We start from the raw sequence: 16,576 nt of genomic DNA on the forward strand, positions 1-16,576 counted from the left end.
GTCTCTTTCAGGACTTCTTGGCCGGGGCCGGGCCGGACGCCGCGCCGGCGGGCGCCTCGACGGCCGGCGCCTTGATCGACACCCGCAGCGAGAAATCGAACAGGCGCTTCTGGTCGCGGCTGTTGGTGCTCAGATTGGCCGCCTTGATCTCGACCAGCTCGGGCTTCTCCAGCCATTCCGAGTTGCGCGAGGTGTTGCGCAGGAATTCGGACACCCGTTCATTGGTCTGGGCGATGCCGTTGACCGTGACGACCTTGTCGGCCTGGCGGATGCTGGTCAGGTAGATGCCCTCGGGCACATGGCGCACCAGTTCCTTCAGCAGGTGCACCGGCGTGTTGCGATCGGTCTGCAGATCTTCGACCGCGCGCTGGCGCGACTTCAGCGATTCGATCTCGGCGCGCAGATTGGCGATGTCCTTGATCTGGATCTCCAGCGCAGCAATCTCGGTGCCCAGGTACTGGTTGCGGCGCTGTTGCTCGGCCGTCAGATATTGCAACAAGGCGTAGATGGCGACGACCAGGGCGGCGCCGATCGCCGCGGCGATGCCCATCCCGGCGATGAAGGCGGCCTTGCGGCGTCTGCGCTTTTCCTCACGGTAGGGCAGCAGGTTGATCAGGATCACTGGAAAAACCTCCGCATCGCCAGGCCGCAGGCCGTCAGGTATGCGGGCGCCTCGCGCCGCAGCTTCGGCTCACGCACGGCCGAGCCCAGCGCCATGCCCTCGAAGGGATTGACGACCATGCAGGCGAAGCCGGTCAGCTCGGTGACGCGCTCCTTCAGCCCGGGCAAGGTGGCGGTGCCGCCGGCCAGCATCACGTAATGCACCTTGTGGTGCGGCGTGCTGGTGAAGAAATACTGCAGCGCACGGCCGATTTCCTGCGACAGGCTGTCGACAAAAGGATTCAGCACCGCCTGCTCATAATCGTCCGGCAAATCGCTGGAGAGTTTCTTCTGCTCGGCCTCTTCGAAAGAGAAACCATATTGGCGCGAAATCAGTTGGGTCAGCTGCGAGCCACCAAAGGCCTGGTCGCGGTCGTACAGCATCTCGTCGTCACGCAACACCTTGAGGCTGGTGGTGTCGGCGCCGATCTCGAACAGCGCCACCAGCGCGTCCTTGCCGCCATTGGGCAGATCGGCGATCAGCCGGCCCATCGCCATCCGCGAGGCATGCGATTCGATGTCCAGGATCACCGGCCGCAGGCCGGCGGCCTCGGCCAGGCCCTGGCGGTCCTCGACCCGGTCCTTGCGTGAGGCCGCGATCAGCACTTCGACATCGCCGACCGAGGTCGGGCTGGGACCGATCACGCAGAAATCGAGACTGACCTCGTCGAGCGAGAAGGGAATGTACTGATTCGCCTCGGCCTCGACCTGCAACTCCATTTCCTCGTCGCGCAGGCCGGCCGGCAGCATGATTTTCTTGGTGATGACGGCCGATTGCGGCATTGCCAATACCGCATCCCGCGTGCGGCTGCCGCTGCGGGCAACCACGCGGCGAACGGCATCGGCGACCTCATCGAATTTCTCGATTTGGCCGTCGGTTATCCATCCCTTTTCAAAGGATTCGGAGGCAAAGCGCTCCAGCACAATTTCACCGCTGGCGCTCTGGCTCAGCTCCACCAACTTGACACTGGATGAACTGATATCCAGGCCAATCATGGGCGGATGCTTGCGCCGGCGCAGTACGTCAAGTATTCCCATGACGCTCATCCCTCAGGCTTCAGCCCCAACGCGTTTGTGTTTTTGGGCGCAGGCCATTTAATAAGTTACTTGAATGCTAGCAGCAAAGCCGTTGAGCCCCAACGCTTTTGGGGTCACAGCAAGTAACACGGCGTTGCGTAACAAACACGAGACAAAAGCATTGCCGGGCTTGAAAAAAAGCAGCGAAGCGGCATTTGTTGGCGAGTTTCAAGCTCGATTCGCGGAAACCGGGCTTGACCCGGCGGGCTTTCTATAATCGCTCACCGCAACGGAGGCCCATGAGCGACGCCAAGACGAAGACCCCCCCCCGGAAAAACGCTAAGCCATCCGACGAGGGTAAAACCGAAGCCCCCCACAATCCCGCCCTCGCCTTCGCCGGCCGCGCGCTGGCTTGGCTGCTGGGCATTGCGCTGGCCGGCGCGCTGAGCATCGTGCTGCTGGTGGCACTGGCGCTGGCCATGGCCTACCCGAACCTGCCCGATATCAGCGGGCTGACCGATTACCGGCCCAAGCTGCCGCTGCGCGTGCTGTCCAGCGACGGCCAGTTGCTGGGCGAATTCGGCGAGGAACGGCGCAGCTATCTGGCGATCCAGGACATCCCCAAAGTGATGCAGGACGCGGTGCTGGCGATCGAGGACGCCCGCTTCTATCAGCATGGCGGCGTCGACTACCTGGGCGTGATCCGCGCCGGCCTGGCCAATGTCGGCGAATCGCGCAGCCAGGGCGCCTCGACGATCACCATGCAGGTGGCGCGCAACTTCTACCTGTCGACCGAGAAGACCTTCACCCGCAAGATCTACGAGATCCTCTTGGCGCTGAAGATCGAGAACGCGCTGTCCAAGGAGCAGATTCTCGAGATCTATATGAACCAGATCTTCCTCGGCCACCGTGCCTATGGCTTCGCGGCAGCCAGCGAGGTCTATTTCGGCAAGTCGCTGAAGGACGTCACCATCGCCGAGGCGGCGATGCTGGCCGGCCTACCCAAGGCGCCCTCGGCCTACAACCCGATCAACAACCCGCGCCGCGCCAAGATCCGCCAGCAGTACATCATCGAGCGCATGCTGGACAACGGCTTCATTACCGAGGAGCAGCGCGACGCCGCCAAGGCGCAGCCGCTGCGCCTGCGCCCGGTCGTCGAGGCGCCGGCCCACGGCGAATACGTGGCCGAGGCGGCGCGCCAACTGATCTTCAACCAGTACGGCGACGAGGCCTACACCCGCGGCCTGAATGTCTATGTGACCCTGCGCGCCGACGAGCAGAACGCTGCCTACCGGGCGCTGCGCCGCGGCATCATGGACTACGAGCGCCGCCAGGTCTACCGCGGGCCCGAGGCCTATGCCGATCTGCCGGCCAATCCCTCCGACCTGGACACCCGCATCGCCGAGGCGCTGGCCGACCATCCGGCCAATGACGAGTTGCTGGCCGCCGTCGTGCTGGAGGCCGATGCCAAGAAGGTGGTCGCCGCCTTGCAGAGCGGCGAAACGGTGACCATCGTCGGCGAGGGCCTGAAGCCCGCGACCTCGGGTCTGACCGAGCGCGGCAACCCGAAGACGCGCATCCGCCGCGGCGCCATCATCCGCGTGATCAAGTCGGTCAACAAGGCCGGCAAGGATGAGTGGACGATCACCCAGTTGCCCGAGGTCGAGGGCGCCTTCGTGTCGATGGACCCGCGCAACGGCCGCCTGCGCGCCCTGGTCGGCGGCTTCGACTACGCGAAGAACAAGTTCAACCATGTGACCCAGGCCTGGCGCCAGCCGGGCTCCAGCTTCAAGCCCTTCATCTACTCGGCGGCGCTGGAGAAGGGCTTCACGCCCACGACCGTCGTCAACGACGCGCCGCTGTTCTTCGACGCCGGCACCACCGGCAGCCAGCCCTGGGAGCCGAAGAACTACGACGGCACCTTCGACGGCCCGCTGCCGCTGCGCAAGGCGCTGGCCAAGTCCAAGAACATGGTGTCGATCCGCGTGCTGCAATCGATCGGCGTCCATTACGCGCAGGACTGGCTGACCCGTTTCGGCTTCGACGCCGACAAGCACCCGGCCTATCTGACGATGGCGCTGGGCGCCGGCTCGGTGACGCCGATGCAGATGGTGCAGGGCTATGCGGTCTTCGCCAACGGCGGCTACCGCGTCGCGCCGCAGCTGATCGCCAAGCTGACCGACAACAAGGGCCGCGTGCTCTACGAGGCGCCGACGCCGCTGGTCGGCGAGGACAAGCGCGTGATCGAGGCGCGCAATGCCTTCCTGATGACCAGCCTGCTGCAGGAAGTGACGCGCAGCGGCACGGCGGCCAAGGCCCAGGCCTTGCTGAAGCGGCCCGACATCTACGGCAAGACCGGCACCACCAATGACTCGATGGACGCCTGGTTCGCCGGCTACCAGCAGGAGGTCGTCGCCGTGGTCTGGATCGGCTATGACCAGCCGAGGAAGCTCGGCGACCGCGAAACAGGCGGCGGCCTGTCGCTGCCGGTCTGGATCGAGTACATGGGCTTCGCGCTGCGCGGCGTGCCGGTCAGCGAACCGTCCGCGCCCGAGGGCATCGTCAATGTCAACGGCGAGTGGTACTACGACGAGTACAGCGGCGTGTCGGGCGTGCGCGAGCTGAGCGCCGAGGAGTCCAAGGCGCCGAAGACGGCCACCGAGGACGAGAAGAAGAGCATCCTCGATCTGTTCAAGCGCTGAAGTCCAGCGCCTTGCCGGCCTGGGCCGAGCCCTCGCGCGACAGCACCGCGTGGAACTCGGTCGCGTCCTTGGTGTCCAGCCAGGCGCCCTCGCAGAAGCGGAAGTGGTAGCCGCCGCCACGCGCGGCCAGCCACAGCTCCTGCAGCGGCGGCTGGGTGTTGATGACGATCTTCGTGCCGTTCGGGAAGCTGAGCTCCAGCAGGCCGCCGCTGCGGTGGCTGTCGATGTCGATCAGGTCCTCATCCAGCCAGCGGTCGACCAGGGCCTCGATATGGTCGAGCACCGCGCGGGCGCGCGCATGGTAGTCAGCGTCGGACAGGGGCGTGGCGGCGGGAGCGGCGGACATGGGCGATAAACTTCCAGCAATGAAGACAAACTCGTTGCTCCGAAGTGTATGCCTGCCCTGCGCCGTGCTGGCCCTGGGGCTTCTGGGAGCCTGCGGTCAGAAAGGCCCGCTGACCCTGCCCAAGCCTGCCTCGGCGGCTTCGGCCCCGGTCGCCGCGCCGGCCTTGCCGCCCGCCTCGACGCCGATCCGCTGATCGCGTCGCCGGTCTAGAGCCGGCCTTCCTCGGCCGCGTGGCAGGCGACCTTGACGCCGCGGATCTCCAGCAGCGCCGGCCGCTCGCTCTTGCAGCGCTCGTTGGCATGCGGGCAGCGCGGATGGAAGCTGCAGCCGCTGGGCGGATTGAGCGGGTTCGGCACCTCGCCCTGCACCGGCGTGCGAGCGCGGCCCGTCATGTGGATGTCGGGAATGGCGTCCAGCAGCATCCGTGTGTATGGATGGCGCGGCCTTGCGAACAGATCGGCCTTGTCAGCCAGTTCGACCAGGCGGCCGAGGTACATCACGCCGACCTGGTCCGACACATGGCGCACGACCGCCAGGTTGTGCGAGATGAACAGATAGGTCAGGCCCTGCTTGCGCTGCAGGTCCTTCATGATGTTGAGCACCTGGGCCTGCACCGACACGTCCAGCGCCGAGGTCGGCTCATCGCAGACCAGGAACTCGGGCTCGGTCGCCAAGGCACGCGCAATCGAGATGCGCTGGCGCTGGCCGCCGGAGAACTGGTGCGGGAACTTGCTCGCATCGGCCGGGTTCAGGCCGACCGAACTCAGCAGCCCGCCGACGCGCTCGCGCAGCGCCGCCGGACTCGAGATCAAGCCATGCTCGCGCAGCGGCTCGGCGACGATGTCCTGCACCTTCCACCGCGGGTTCAGCGAGGCATAGGGATCCTGGAAGATCATCTGCATGCGCCGGCGCAGCGCCTGCGCGCCGCTGGAGGCCAGGGTCTTGGCGTTGTCGGCGCCGTCGAACAAGACCTGGCCCCGCGTCGGCGCATAGAGCCCGACCAGCAGCCGCGCGACCGTGCTCTTGCCGCAGCCGGACTCGCCGACCAGGGCCAGGGTCTTGCCGGGCTCGATCTGGAAGCTGACGCCGTCGACCGCGTGCACATACTGGCGCGGCTTGCGCTCGACGACCCGGTTCAGCCAGGGCGGCGAGACATCGAAGATCTTGGCGAGGTCCCGCACCTCGACCAGCGGATGGCCGCTCATTCCAGCTCCTCGACTTTCTGCACCGCATGCAGCCAGCAGGCCGCCGCCGTGCGCTCGACGCGCTCGAGCTCGGGCCGCTCGACGCGGCAGCGCGCGAACACCTTGGGGCAGCGCGGGTTGTAGGCACAGCCCGGCGGGATGGCATTGAGCCGCGGCATCGCGCCATCGATCTGCAAGAGCCGCTCGCGGTCCTCGTCCATGGCCGGGATCGAGCCCATCAGGCCGGCCGTGTAGGGATGCGCCGGGCGGTGGATGACCTCCGCCACCGGGCCAATCTCGGCGATGCGGCCGGCGTACATCACGGCCACGCGGTCACAGGTCTCGGCGATCACGCCCATATCGTGGGTGACCAGCATGACGGCAGCGCCCTGCTCCTTGCAGACCCGCTTCAGCAGCGAAATGATCTGCGCCTGGATGGACACGTCGAGCGCGGTCGTCGGCTCGTCGGCGACGATCAGCTTCGGGCTCGCGGCCAGGGCCAGCGCGATGACGACACGCTGACGCATGCCGCCGGAGAACTGGTGCGGGTACTGGTCGATGCGCTGGGCGGCGGCCGGGATGCCGGTCTCCTGCAGGAGCTCGATGGCGCGCTTGCGCGCCTGCGATTCGGAGAGGCCCAGATGCGTCGTGATCGTCTCGACCAGCTGGCGGCCGACCGTGTACAGCGGGTTCAGCGAGGTCAGCGGATCCTGGAAGATCGCGCCGATCTGGCGGCCGCGGATCCTGCGCATCTGCTCGTAGGGCAGATTGTCGATGCGACGGCCTTCCAGCAGGATCTCGCCGCCGGCGATGCGGCCGGGCGGGTCGAGCAGGCCGATGATGGACGCGCCGGTCAGCGACTTGCCGGCACCGGATTCGCCGACGACGCCCAGGATCTCGCCCGGCGCGATGTCGAAGGAGATGTCGTCCAGCGCCAGCAGCGTGCCGCGCCGGGTCGGGAATTCGACGCGCAGATGGCGGACTTCAAGAAGAGGTGTCGTCATGGTATCAACGCAGCCGCGGGTTCAGCGCATCGCGCAGCCAGTCGCCCAGCAGGTTCACCGACAGCGCGATCAGCACCAGCATCACGCCGGGCCAGATCGTGATCCACCATTCGCCGGAGAAGAGGAAGTCGTTGCCGACACGGATCAGGGTGCCCAGAGACGGGCTGGTCGGCGGCACGCCGACGCCGAGAAAGGACAAGGTCGCCTCGGTGATGATGGCCGAGGCCACCTGGATCGTCGCCAGCACCAGCACCGGGCCCAGCACGTTCGGCAACACATGCTTGCGCATGATGCGCAAGGGGCTGACCCCGATCACGCGCGCGGCCTGCACATATTCCTTGCTGCGTTCCACCATGGTCGAGCCGCGCACGGTGCGCGCGTACTGCACCCAGCCGGTCAAGGAGATCGCCAGGATCAGCACCATGAAGGCCAGCGTGTCGTGTGCGTTCGGGAAGATCGCACGGCCGACGCCATCGATGAGCAGGGCGACCAGGATGGACGGGAAGGACAGCATCACGTCGCAGATGCGCATGATGAAGGCGTCGACGCGGCCGCCGACGAAGCCGGCCAGCAGGCCCAGGCCGACGCCGATCAGCATCGACAGCAGCACCGAGGCCAGGCCGACGAAGAGCGAGATGCGCGCGCCGTACATCAGCGCGGACAGGATGTCGCGGCCCTGGTCGTCGGTGCCGAGCAGGTATTTGCGCGAGCCCTCGTCCATCCAGGCCGGCGGCAGGCGGGCGTCCATCAGCTCCAGCGAGGCCAGATCGAAGGGGTTGTGCGGCGCGACGAACTCGGCGAAGGCGGCGCAGAACACGCAGACGAAGGCGATCACGGCGGCCAGCATCGCCACCGGGGAGCTACGGAAGGAATGCCAGACGTCGCCGTCGAAGAATCTGGTCAGCGCGGAAGTCGTCGCCATCAGTGCGCCTTGCCCTCGATGCGCAGCCGGGGGTCGACCGCGAAATACAACATGTCGACCAGCAGATTGATGCTGACGAAGATGAAGGAGATCAGGCACAGATAGGCCGCCATCACCGGGATGTCGGCGAACTGCACCGCCTGGATGAAGAGCAGGCCCATACCCGGCCACTGGAATACCGTCTCGGTGATGATGGCAAAGGCAATCAGCGAACCCAGCTGGAGACCGGTGATCGTGATCACCGGCACCAGTGTGTTGCGCAGCGCATGGCCGAAATAGACGGCGCGGTTGGATAAGCCACGGGCACGCGCGAACTTGATGTAGTCGGTGCGCAGCACCTCCAGCATCTCCGATCGGACCAGGCGCATGATCAGGGTCAGCTGGAACACCGACAGCGTGATTGCCGGCAAGAGCACATGGCGCAGGCCGTCGGCCGTCAGGAGTCCGGTCGTCCAACTGCCGAAGGCGATCACGTCGCCGCGGCCGAAGCTGGGCAGCCATTTGAGCCAGACAGCGAAGATCAGGATCAGGAGGATGCCGATCAGAAAGGTCGGCAGCGACACGCCCAGCAATGACAGCATCATCAGCAGCTGCGAGCTAGCGCGGCCGCGACGCAAGGCCGCGTAGACGCCCAAGGGGATGCCGACGCACAGCGCGATCAGGCCGGCCACGACGGCCAGTTCCAGCGTCGCGGGCAGGCGCTCGACGATCAAGCTGGACACCTTGCGGCCCTGGCGCAGGCTGAGGCCGAACTCGCCCTGCACCGCATTGCCGATGAAGTTGGCGAACTGCACCGGGAACGGCGCATCGAGCCCCAGATCGCGGCGCAGCGCCTCGCGCTGCTCCTGCGTCGCATCCTGGCCCAGCAAGTTGGTGACCGGGTCGCCGACATACTGAAACAGCATGAAGGCGATGAAGGCCACCGCGAGCATCACGATGATCGCTTGGGCAAGACGGCGAAGAATGAAAACTAGCATCGAGTCGGGAGTTCGGGGCTTGCTACTGCTCGGCTGCGCGCATTGCGGCACGCGACGACAGCATCATCATCATTGAGCCGTCTCCCATGCATGTTCCAGGCCATCCCGCGGGGCTGACACACAGCGAAGCGCCATCATGGCGAAGTCGCCGCAGGCAGACAAAGGGGTTAGCCCTGATCGTTCGATCGATCAGAGCTGCAGGCTGCCATCGAGCGGTTGCTGGCTTGCGTCGAGCAAGAGGATATCGCCGTAACAAGCTTCGGCACGGCTGCCCGTGTTGTCCCCGTCGGTCATCAAGGCCATCGAGATCAGCCGGCCTGGCGCTTCACCGAAAGCCAGGCGGTAATCGGCCACGACGTCGCGGCGCAGGCGCTGCCATTGGCCATGCCCCCCGCTGCCCGAGCCGACGACGATCTTGCGGATGCGGTCGCTGCGACTGCTGACAACGACGGTGCCCGGTGCGGCTTGCGCGTCCCAGACGTACATCAGGGTCGCATAGGGCGGCGCCTCTCCGGTCAGCGCGCGCGCCAGCTCGAACTGCATCCGGTTGCGCGCCGACAGACTGGCCTCGTCGCCATCGAAACCGAGCAGCAGGCGGGCCGGCGCATCATCGGTGTCGGCGCGGGTCACGCTGGCGCCGGCATCATGGCCGCTGATCCACCAGTCGAACTGCAGGGCCTCGATGCGCTCCGGCGCCAATTGCAGCGAGCGCCGCCACAGGCTGACCGAGCGGCTTGCCTGCGCCAGCACGCAAGGCCGCTCGCCGCGGCGCGCATAGGAATACTGCGTCGAGCGCTTGCCGGGCAGATCGCGGGACGACCAGGCGGCCAGTGGCGCCGGCATCTCGAGCGGATCCGCTTGCTGAGGCGCAGCGCAGCCGCTCAGCGCGGCCGCTAAAAGGGCGAGGCCGGAGTAGCGCAAGAATGATTTCATCGCATCAAAAAGAAATCGGGCCGCGAGGCGGCCCGATCCATCGGTCGTCTGCTCGAATCGGCGGCGTGGTCAGGACCACGCCGCCGGATCCGGCCGCTGCATCAGAAGCGGTGACGCAGGCCGATCATGTAGTTCTGACGCTTGCTGGCGCCGTTGGCGAACATCAGGTTGCCACCGACCTTGGTGCCGTCGATTTCGAGGTAGGCATCGGTGCGCTTCGAGAAGGCGTAGTCGGCAACGAAGGCGAGGCTGTCGGTCTTGCCGTCGGCGGCGGTGCTGGCACCCAGGCCGTCCTGCTTGGTATGCCAGTATTCCAGACCCAGGTTCCATTGCGGGGTCATCTGATAGGTGAAACCGGCCATATAGATGTCACGCTCATCGCCGGCACCACCGGTCGCCACCGGCGTCTTGGTCGTCAGCGCGCCGGCGATCGAGCCGAGCAAGGTGATGTTCAGAGTCGGATTGAAGCCGGTTTCGAACTCATTGCGGCCCCAGCTTGCATTGACGTACCAGGGACCACTGCTCCAGGAACCACCAACGGTCCAACCCTTGACGTTCTTGCCAGCGGTATCTTCCAGTTGCAGATAGGCGCCCGCAGCGGCGAACTCGCCAGTTGCATAGCGCAGCAGACCGCCCATCGACTTGCCGTTGGCGCCGACCGTCGTCGCGTTGCCTTCACCGGCGCTGACCTGGGCCTCGGCGCGGAAGCCGCCGACCTCGATCAGGTACTTCACCATATTGTCGTTACGAGCGCCCAGCGAGAAGCCGACTTCGGGCTTGAACGCCTCGATGTACGGCGAGTAGCGGAACGACGAGTAGGTCGGCGTGTAGGCATCGAACAGCACGTTGTACTGACGACCGATGGTCACGCGACCCCATTCGGAGGACTGCAGACCAACCCAGGATTGACGCCAGAAATCGGCAGCCGAAGCGGCACCGGTATCCGAGTTGAAGCGATGCTCCATATTGGCGATCGCCTTCAGGCCACCACCCATGTCTTCGGTGATGTTGAAGCCCAGACGGCTTTGCGACATACCGCCGGGGACCACCGAGGTGATCGACTCGCCATTCGTGGCGGCCGTGGCGCCGGCATTGGTCGACAGACGCACAGCGGCGTCGACGATGCCATAAATCGTGACGCTGGACTGGGCCCAGGCTGCGGAGGTGCTGGCGGCCAGAATGCTCAGGGCCAGAGCTGCTTTTTTCATCGATGTCTCCTGCTATATGAGGGGTGAACCGCACCATTCTCAAGCAAGTCCCCCTGCTGCGCGACGACGATGTTGCACTGAGCCAACAAGAGCTAACCCTGTCACCTCGGCGACCGGGTGGAATGAAAAAGGCCGCCCGAAGGCGGCCTTGATGAGCGCGATGACTCAGTCGTCGGCTTAGAAGCTGTGCTTGACACCCACATCAACAGCACCCGAGCGGCCGCCCGGAGCCATCGTCGGCGAACCGGCGAGCGAGAAGGTACCGCGACCATCGTTCTCGATGATGGCAGCCGTCGTGTACAGCGCAGTGCGCTTGGACAGGTTGTAGGTGTAGCTCAGGGCGAAGTGCTGGGCATCGTAGACGCCGACCGCGTTGGCCGCGCTGTTGGCGCTGGCATTGGTGTACGAGGCCTTGAACTCGCCGGAGCCGATCGGCACGATCGCGCCGACCGTGTAGATGTCTTGGTCAGCAGCATTGAACTTGGTCTTGGTGTACAGCAGGCTGGCGCGCACCATTCCAAAGTCATAGGCGCCAGCCAGCGAGCCGAGCTTGAACTTCGAGCCGCGGGCATCGGTCTGCTGATAGCCCCCGGCGAAGTGCATCGGGCCAGCCTTGTAGCCGAGGCGGCCGCCATAGTACTTCTTGCCATCGGTGCCCTCGCCGGCCGCGACATCGGCGCCGCCGTAGAAGCCGCCCAGGTTCGCCGGCAGGTTGTAGACGACTTGGTTGTCGGAGCGATTGATGTTCTGCGCGCCGCTGCCCAGCACCGAATACACGCGGGTGATATCGCCGATGCCGGTCGTCGAGTGCGGGTCGAAGTCATCGATCACCAGACGCTCGGAGGTCTTGGCGCGACCCAGACGGGCCTCACCGAAATCACCCCACAGGCTGACCGTCGCGCGGCGGTCCCAGAAGCGGGTCACGCCATCGGCGGTGGCACCGGCCGAGCCCGTGTCGGCACCCAGCGAACTTTCGATCCAGAAGCCCGCCTTCAGGCCGCCACCCAGTTCTTCGGTGCCGCGCAAGCCGAAACGGCTGCTGCTGCTGCCGCTGCTCGCCAGCGAACTGATCGACTGGCCATTGGCCTTGTTGTAGCGGGCGGCCAGGTCAACGACACCGAACAGCGTGACCGACGATTGCGCAGCGGCAGTACCGGCCAGCGTGCCGAGAACGGCCAGTGCAACGAGAGATTTCTTCATTCGATACTCCTTGAAATTCAATGTGGTCCCAATTCGCAATACCCATGGGGGCACGCCGGGCCAACCCCCTCAGCGGAAGTTGGGCCTATTGCACCAGACCAAAGCGCATTTGGGGAGGGCATAACAAGTAAATAGGGGTTTGCGTTGCCCGATGACAACGCAATGTGCGTAACACAAACTTGTCATATTGCGCAGAGTACTTTCCATCCATGCGGTGCAGGAAGTCGCGACGGCCGTAAACTGAATCGGCTTCAAACCGCACGCAGTGCCGCCGATCCGGGCACCCATCCGCATGAAATCCAGCCCCTCTTCTTCGCTCTCGCCTGCCGACCGCCTGCTGTCCAGCCTCGATCATGGCTTGCGGACCGTGCTGGGCGCGCCCTCGGCAGCGCGCCCCTCGCCGGCCGCCGATATGGAAAGGCCCGAGTTGGCGCCGGAAGAGGCCCGGCTGGCCGGGGCGCTGATGCGCGTCAATCATGTCGGCGAGGTCTGCGCGCAGGCGCTCTACCAGTCGCAGGCCCTGCTGAGCCGCAATCGCGAGCTGCGGGCGCACTTCGAACAGGCAGCCAAGGAAGAACTCGACCATCTGGCCTGGACCCGGCAACGGGTCAAGGAGCTAGGCACGCACACCAGTCTCCTGACGCCACTCTGGTATGGCGGCGCGTTCGCGATCGGCAGCCTGGCCGGCCTGGCCGGCGACCGCATCAGCCTCGGTTTCGTCGTCGAGACCGAGCGCCAGGTCGAACAGCACCTGGCCGGCCATCTGGACCGCTTGCCCGGCGGCGACCGCGCCTCGCGCGCGATCGTCGCGCAGATGAAGGACGAGGAGGCCCGCCATGCCGAGGAAGCGGTAGCGGCCGGTGCGCAGACCTTGCCAGCACCGATCAAGGGCCTGATGCGGATGGCAGCGCGCGTGATGACGCGCACCGCCCACCATATTTAATTACTCGAGCGTTCAGCCTTCGACGATCTCCACCGAGGTCGTGATGGCCGCCATCTTCGCCAGCATGATGCTCGCCGAGCAGTACTTCTCGTGCGACAGCGCGACCGCGCGCTCGACCACCTCCTGCTTCAGGCCGCAGCCGGTGACGACGAAGTGCATGTGGATGGCGGTGAAGACCTTGGGCTCGACCGGCGCGCGTTCCGCCGTCAGCTTGACCTGGCAGCCGCGTACATCGTGGCGGCCGCGTTTCAGGATCAGCACGACGTCATAAGCGGTGCAGCCGCCGGTGCCGGCCAGCACCGTCTCCATCGGCCGCGGTGCCAGATCGCGACCGCCGCCGTCGGGCGCCCCATCCATCGTCAGCAGATGGCCGCTGCCGGTCTCGGCGACGAAGGCCATGCCCTCGGCACCCATCCAATTGATCGTGCATTCCATAAGACGAACTCCAAAAACGTGATTCCGGCGCGTCCTAGAGCCAAAACTCAAGAACTATTCACGAGAAAATATTGCAGCGCAGCAATGCCTCGGTCTAAAATTCTACTTATGCGTACAAATCGCGCGGCGTCCAAGGACGTCGTCCGAGCACGCACCGTTTGTCTCCTCCACCGCCTCCATGGTGGATTCAGCCCGAGATTGCAAGATCTCGGGCTTTTTTTCGCCTCTCCGGGCCTGGCATATCATGCTGCGCCGCAACAGCATTGCATTGGAGAGCCTCATGGCCGGCCGCCCCGCCCGCGACAAGAGCACGAAGAAAAGCATCGCCGCGCCGGGCGCCCCGGCACTCGTCGTCAGCGATAACAGCTATTTGCAGCGGATCCTGAACGCCAAGGTCTACGACGTCGCGGTCGAGACCCCGCTGACGCCGGCCAAGAACCTCTCCAAGCGCGTCGCCAACAAGGTCCTGCTCAAGCGCGAGGACGAGCAGCCGGTGTTCAGCTTCAAGCTGCGCGGCGCCTACAACAAGATGGCCCATCTGAGCCCCGAGGCGCGCGCACGCGGCGTCATCTGCGCCTCGGCCGGCAACCATGCCCAGGGCGTCGCCCTGTCGGCCAAGAAGCTCGGCTGCCGCGCGGTGATCGTGATGCCGGTGACGGCACCCCGGGTCAAGGTCGACGCGGTGGCCAGCCATGGCGGCGAGGTCGTGCTGCATGGCGACAGCTTCACCGAGGCCTACACCCATTCGCTGGAGCTGGCGCGCGAGCAGGGCCTGACCTTCGTCCATCCCTTCGACGATCCCGACGTGATCGCCGGCCAGGGCACGATCGCGATGGAACTGCTGCGCCAGCACCAGGGCCCGATCGACGCCATCTTCGTCGCCATCGGCGGCGGCGGGCTGATCTCGGGCGTGGCCGCCTATATCAAGGCGGTGCGGCCGGAGATCCGCGTGATCGGCGTGCAGACCCGCGACTCGGACGCGATGATCCGCTCGGTCGAAGCCGGTCGCCGCGTCACCCTCAACGACGTCGGCCTGTTCGCCGACGGCACCGCCGTCAAGCTGGTCGGCGAGGAGACCTTCCGCATCACGCGCGCGCTGGTCGACGGCTTCGTCACCGTCGACACCGATGCCGCCTGCGCGGCGATCAAGGACGTGTTCGAGGACACCCGCAGCATTCTCGAGCCCTCCGGCGCGCTGGGCGTGGCCGCGATTAAGCAGTACGTCGCCGACACCGGCTGCAAGGGCAAGACCTTCATCGCCATCACCTCCGGCGCGAACATGAACTTCGACCGCCTGCGCTTCGTCGCCGAGCGGGCCGAGGTCGGCGAGCAGCGCGAGGCGCTGTTCGCCGTCACCATCCCCGAGGCGCGCGGCAGCTTCAAGCGCTTCTGCGAGCTGCTGGGCCCGCGCAGCGTGACCGAGTTCAACTACCGCATCGCCGATGCCGAGCAGGCGCACATCTTCGTCGGCATCGCGACGCAGAAGCGCGAGGAATCGGCCAGGCTGACGCGCGCCTTCACCAAGAGCGGCTTCGAGACCCTGGACCTGACCGACAACGAGCTGGCCAAGCAGCATGTGCGCCATATGGTCGGCGGTCGCGGCGAGTTGGCCAAGAACGAGCGCCTGTACCGCTTCATCTTTCCCGAGCGGCCCGGCGCGCTGATGCGATTCCTGTCCAGCCTGCATCCGGACTGGAACATCAGCCTGTTCCACTACCGCAACCAGGGCGCTGACTACGGCCGCATCCTGGTCGGACTGCAGGTGCCGCGCGGCGACACGGCGGCGCTGCGCGACTGGCTGGAGAACCTGAACTACCCTTACGAGGACGAAAGCGCCAACCCGGTCTACCAGCGCTTCCTGCGCTAGGCGGGGAGGCTGCGGCCGGAAAAGGGCAAGTGCGGATGCGCGGCCGGCGCCGCGCGCGACAGAATCACCGTTCCGGCCCTTGCCTCAACATCATCGATTTGCAGACCAGGCGACCGTCCATGCCGCTCCAGCAATCCCTGATCTCCCCGACCGCCAATCCGGAACTGGAAAAGGCGCTGCGCGAGCGCATCGACCGCCGCGCGGCGATTACCGGCGGCCTGGGCGAGCTGGAGCCGCTGGCGGTGCGACTGGGCCTGGTGCAGAACAGCCTGACGCCGCGCTTCCGCGATCCGGTGCTGGCCCTGTTCGCCGCCGACCACGGCCTGGTCGTCGACGGCGTCGGCGCCCAATGGGGACGCAGCACCCGCGAGCAGGCGCAGATGGCGCTGCAGAACCAGCTGCCGGTCTCGGTCTTTGCCCGCCTGCAGGGTCTGCAGCTGAGCATCGTCGACTGCGGCATCGCCGAATCGCTGCCGCCGCACACGCGGCTGCTGGCGCGCAAGATCGCCCATGGCACGCGCAACTCGCGTGTCGGCGCAGCGATGACGATGGAGCAGGCCCATGCCGGCGTGCGCGTCGGCATGGAGATCGCCGACAAGCTGCCCGGCAATGTGCTGGCCTGCGCCGGCATGGGCCAGGGCTCGGCCGAGAGCGCCGCCCTGGTGCTGGCGCGCCTGGTCGACGGCCCGGTGCGCGATTTCGTCGTCTCCGGCCCCGACATGCCGCAGGACGATCTGGCCCATCTGCTGATCGTGTTGCAGGGCGCACAGAGCCGCCATCGCGAGGTCGCCGATCCGATGGAGGTGCTGGCGGCCTTCGGCGGCTTCGAGACGGCGGTGATGGTGGGTGCGATGCTGGTCGCCGCCAGCAAGCGCAGCCTGATCATCGTCGACGGCATCACCGCCTGCGCCGCGCTGAAGATCGCCGCCCGCATTGCGGCGCCGGTGACCGATTACGCGGTGTTCTGCCGCAGCCATGTGCACCGCGGCCTCGACGAGGCGCTGGCGCTGTTCCACGCCTCGGCACTGCTGGAGCTGGGCATGGACTGCGCCGACGGCACCGGGGCCGCGCTGGCCTGGCCGATGCTGCGCAGCGCCGCGGCGCTGCTGACCGATCTGCACGAACTGGCCGAGGCGCGCGTCGCCGGCCCCTCGCAGTCGCCGGCGACGGCCTGAGCG

At 66.1% G+C, this 16,576-nt stretch carries 17 protein-coding genes; 6 read left to right on the plus strand and 11 right to left on the minus strand.

Features of this window, described 5'->3' with window-relative positions; genetic code table 11:
- Positions 1-7 precede the first annotated feature (7 nt).
- Positions 8-622, minus strand: coding sequence for a PilN domain-containing protein (locus QWJ38_RS12630; protein ID WP_290359433.1), 615 nt, complete (start codon positions 620-622; stop codon positions 8-10).
- Positions 619-1,698, minus strand: coding sequence for a pilus assembly protein PilM (locus tag QWJ38_RS12635; RefSeq protein ID WP_434063982.1), 1,080 nt, complete (start codon positions 1,696-1,698; stop codon positions 619-621). The genes QWJ38_RS12630 and QWJ38_RS12635 overlap by 4 nt, the downstream gene beginning before the upstream one ends.
- A 73-nt stretch (positions 1,699-1,771) precedes the next feature.
- On the opposite strand from QWJ38_RS12635, the gene QWJ38_RS12640 reads away from it, so the two are divergent.
- Positions 1,772-1,954 carry a hypothetical protein gene (locus QWJ38_RS12640; RefSeq protein WP_290359435.1) on the plus strand — a complete coding sequence of 61 codons (183 nt, stop codon included), beginning with the start codon at positions 1,772-1,774 and terminating at the stop codon, positions 1,952-1,954.
- Between the two features lie 22 nt (positions 1,955-1,976).
- Complete coding sequence (locus QWJ38_RS12645; protein ID WP_290359436.1) at positions 1,977-4,379, plus strand: penicillin-binding protein 1A; 2,403 nt, start codon at positions 1,977-1,979, stop codon at positions 4,377-4,379.
- Here the strand turns inward: QWJ38_RS12645 and cyaY are convergent.
- Positions 4,369-4,725 carry an iron donor protein CyaY gene (cyaY, locus tag QWJ38_RS12650; RefSeq protein WP_290359437.1) on the minus strand — a complete coding sequence of 119 codons (357 nt, stop codon included), beginning with the start codon at positions 4,723-4,725 and terminating at the stop codon, positions 4,369-4,371. The genes QWJ38_RS12645 and cyaY overlap by 11 nt on opposite strands.
- A 19-nt stretch (positions 4,726-4,744) precedes the next feature.
- On the opposite strand from cyaY, the gene lptM reads away from it, so the two are divergent.
- On the plus strand, positions 4,745-4,918 hold the full coding sequence (gene lptM, locus QWJ38_RS12655) for an LPS translocon maturation chaperone LptM (protein ID WP_290359438.1): 174 nt from the start codon (positions 4,745-4,747) through the stop codon (positions 4,916-4,918).
- Positions 4,919-4,931: 13 nt separating this feature from the next.
- On the opposite strand, the gene QWJ38_RS12660 is transcribed toward lptM, so the two are convergent.
- From QWJ38_RS12660 to QWJ38_RS12690, 7 genes are all read right to left on the minus strand, one after another.
- Entirely contained in the window at positions 4,932-5,930 is a 999-nt protein-coding gene (locus QWJ38_RS12660; RefSeq protein WP_290359439.1) for an ABC transporter ATP-binding protein, read from the minus strand.
- Positions 5,927-6,913, minus strand: a complete 987-nt coding sequence (locus QWJ38_RS12665; RefSeq protein ID WP_290359440.1) for an ABC transporter ATP-binding protein — start codon at positions 6,911-6,913, stop codon at positions 5,927-5,929. The genes QWJ38_RS12660 and QWJ38_RS12665 overlap by 4 nt, the downstream gene beginning before the upstream one ends.
- A gap of 4 nt (positions 6,914-6,917) precedes the next feature.
- Positions 6,918-7,835 carry an ABC transporter permease gene (locus QWJ38_RS12670; RefSeq protein WP_290359441.1) on the minus strand — a complete coding sequence of 306 codons (918 nt, stop codon included), beginning with the start codon at positions 7,833-7,835 and terminating at the stop codon, positions 6,918-6,920.
- Complete coding sequence (locus tag QWJ38_RS12675) at positions 7,835-8,812, minus strand: ABC transporter permease (RefSeq protein WP_290359442.1); 978 nt, start codon at positions 8,810-8,812, stop codon at positions 7,835-7,837. The genes QWJ38_RS12670 and QWJ38_RS12675 overlap by 1 nt, the downstream gene beginning before the upstream one ends.
- Before the next feature lie 189 nt (positions 8,813-9,001).
- Positions 9,002-9,655 (minus strand): DUF3047 domain-containing protein, encoded by a 654-nt coding sequence (locus QWJ38_RS12680; protein ID WP_290359443.1) that lies wholly within the window; start codon positions 9,653-9,655, stop codon positions 9,002-9,004.
- Between the two features lie 191 nt (positions 9,656-9,846).
- Complete coding sequence (locus QWJ38_RS12685) at positions 9,847-10,953, minus strand: porin (protein ID WP_290359444.1); 1,107 nt, start codon at positions 10,951-10,953, stop codon at positions 9,847-9,849.
- 177 nt (positions 10,954-11,130) lie between these two features.
- The gene (locus QWJ38_RS12690) at positions 11,131-12,153 is read right to left on the minus strand and encodes a porin (RefSeq protein ID WP_290359445.1); all 1,023 of its coding nucleotides are present in this window, start codon (positions 12,151-12,153) and stop codon (positions 11,131-11,133) included.
- A 292-nt stretch (positions 12,154-12,445) separates the two neighbouring features.
- On the opposite strand from QWJ38_RS12690, the gene coq7 reads away from it, so the two are divergent.
- Positions 12,446-13,096 carry a 2-polyprenyl-3-methyl-6-methoxy-1,4-benzoquinone monooxygenase gene (gene coq7 / locus QWJ38_RS12695; RefSeq protein ID WP_290359446.1) on the plus strand — a complete coding sequence of 217 codons (651 nt, stop codon included), beginning with the start codon at positions 12,446-12,448 and terminating at the stop codon, positions 13,094-13,096.
- 12 nt (positions 13,097-13,108) lie between these two features.
- Here coq7 and QWJ38_RS12700 read toward each other — a convergent pair whose 3' ends face one another.
- Positions 13,109-13,531, minus strand: coding sequence for an OsmC family protein (locus QWJ38_RS12700; RefSeq protein ID WP_290359447.1), 423 nt, complete (start codon positions 13,529-13,531; stop codon positions 13,109-13,111).
- A 280-nt stretch (positions 13,532-13,811) separates the two neighbouring features.
- On the opposite strand from QWJ38_RS12700, the gene ilvA reads away from it, so the two are divergent.
- Together ilvA and QWJ38_RS12710 are read left to right on the plus strand one after the other, a co-directional pair.
- The gene (gene ilvA / locus QWJ38_RS12705) at positions 13,812-15,398 is read left to right on the plus strand and encodes a threonine ammonia-lyase, biosynthetic (protein ID WP_290359448.1); all 1,587 of its coding nucleotides are present in this window, start codon (positions 13,812-13,814) and stop codon (positions 15,396-15,398) included.
- A 119-nt stretch (positions 15,399-15,517) separates the two neighbouring features.
- Positions 15,518-16,573: a nicotinate-nucleotide--dimethylbenzimidazole phosphoribosyltransferase gene (locus QWJ38_RS12710; RefSeq protein ID WP_290359449.1), complete on the plus strand. Its 1,056-nt coding sequence runs from the start codon at positions 15,518-15,520 to the stop codon at positions 16,571-16,573.
- The last annotated feature ends 3 nt before the right edge of the window (positions 16,574-16,576 follow it).

It is taken from the genome of Roseateles violae, from assembly GCF_030410485.1.
GTDB lineage: Bacteria > Pseudomonadota > Gammaproteobacteria > Burkholderiales > Burkholderiaceae_C > Roseateles_D > Roseateles_D violae.

Excerpts from the sequence above, each read along its gene's own strand:
- QWJ38_RS12635 (WP_434063982.1), bottom strand. The coding sequence starts at position 1,698 with ATGGGAATACTTGACGTACTGCGCCGGCGCAAGCATCCGCCCATGATT.
- QWJ38_RS12640 (WP_290359435.1), top strand. The coding sequence starts at position 1,772 with ATGCTAGCAGCAAAGCCGTTGAGCCCCAACGCTTTTGGGGTCACAGCA.
- QWJ38_RS12645 (WP_290359436.1), top strand. The coding sequence starts at position 1,977 with ATGAGCGACGCCAAGACGAAGACCCCCCCCCGGAAAAACGCTAAGCCA.
- cyaY (WP_290359437.1), bottom strand. The coding sequence starts at position 4,725 with ATGTCCGCCGCTCCCGCCGCCACGCCCCTGTCCGACGCTGACTACCAT.
- lptM (WP_290359438.1), top strand. The coding sequence starts at position 4,745 with ATGAAGACAAACTCGTTGCTCCGAAGTGTATGCCTGCCCTGCGCCGTG.
- QWJ38_RS12660 (WP_290359439.1), bottom strand. The coding sequence starts at position 5,930 with ATGAGCGGCCATCCGCTGGTCGAGGTGCGGGACCTCGCCAAGATCTTC.
- QWJ38_RS12665 (WP_290359440.1), bottom strand. The coding sequence starts at position 6,913 with ATGACGACACCTCTTCTTGAAGTCCGCCATCTGCGCGTCGAATTCCCG.
- QWJ38_RS12670 (WP_290359441.1), bottom strand. The coding sequence starts at position 7,835 with ATGGCGACGACTTCCGCGCTGACCAGATTCTTCGACGGCGACGTCTGG.
- QWJ38_RS12675 (WP_290359442.1), bottom strand. The coding sequence starts at position 8,812 with ATGCTAGTTTTCATTCTTCGCCGTCTTGCCCAAGCGATCATCGTGATG.
- QWJ38_RS12680 (WP_290359443.1), bottom strand. The coding sequence starts at position 9,655 with ATGCCGGCGCCACTGGCCGCCTGGTCGTCCCGCGATCTGCCCGGCAAG.
- QWJ38_RS12685 (WP_290359444.1), bottom strand. The coding sequence starts at position 10,953 with ATGAAAAAAGCAGCTCTGGCCCTGAGCATTCTGGCCGCCAGCACCTCC.
- QWJ38_RS12690 (WP_290359445.1), bottom strand. The coding sequence starts at position 12,153 with ATGAAGAAATCTCTCGTTGCACTGGCCGTTCTCGGCACGCTGGCCGGT.
- coq7 (WP_290359446.1), top strand. The coding sequence starts at position 12,446 with ATGAAATCCAGCCCCTCTTCTTCGCTCTCGCCTGCCGACCGCCTGCTG.
- QWJ38_RS12700 (WP_290359447.1), bottom strand. The coding sequence starts at position 13,531 with ATGGAATGCACGATCAATTGGATGGGTGCCGAGGGCATGGCCTTCGTC.
- ilvA (WP_290359448.1), top strand. The coding sequence starts at position 13,812 with ATGGCCGGCCGCCCCGCCCGCGACAAGAGCACGAAGAAAAGCATCGCC.
- QWJ38_RS12710 (WP_290359449.1), top strand. The coding sequence starts at position 15,518 with ATGCCGCTCCAGCAATCCCTGATCTCCCCGACCGCCAATCCGGAACTG.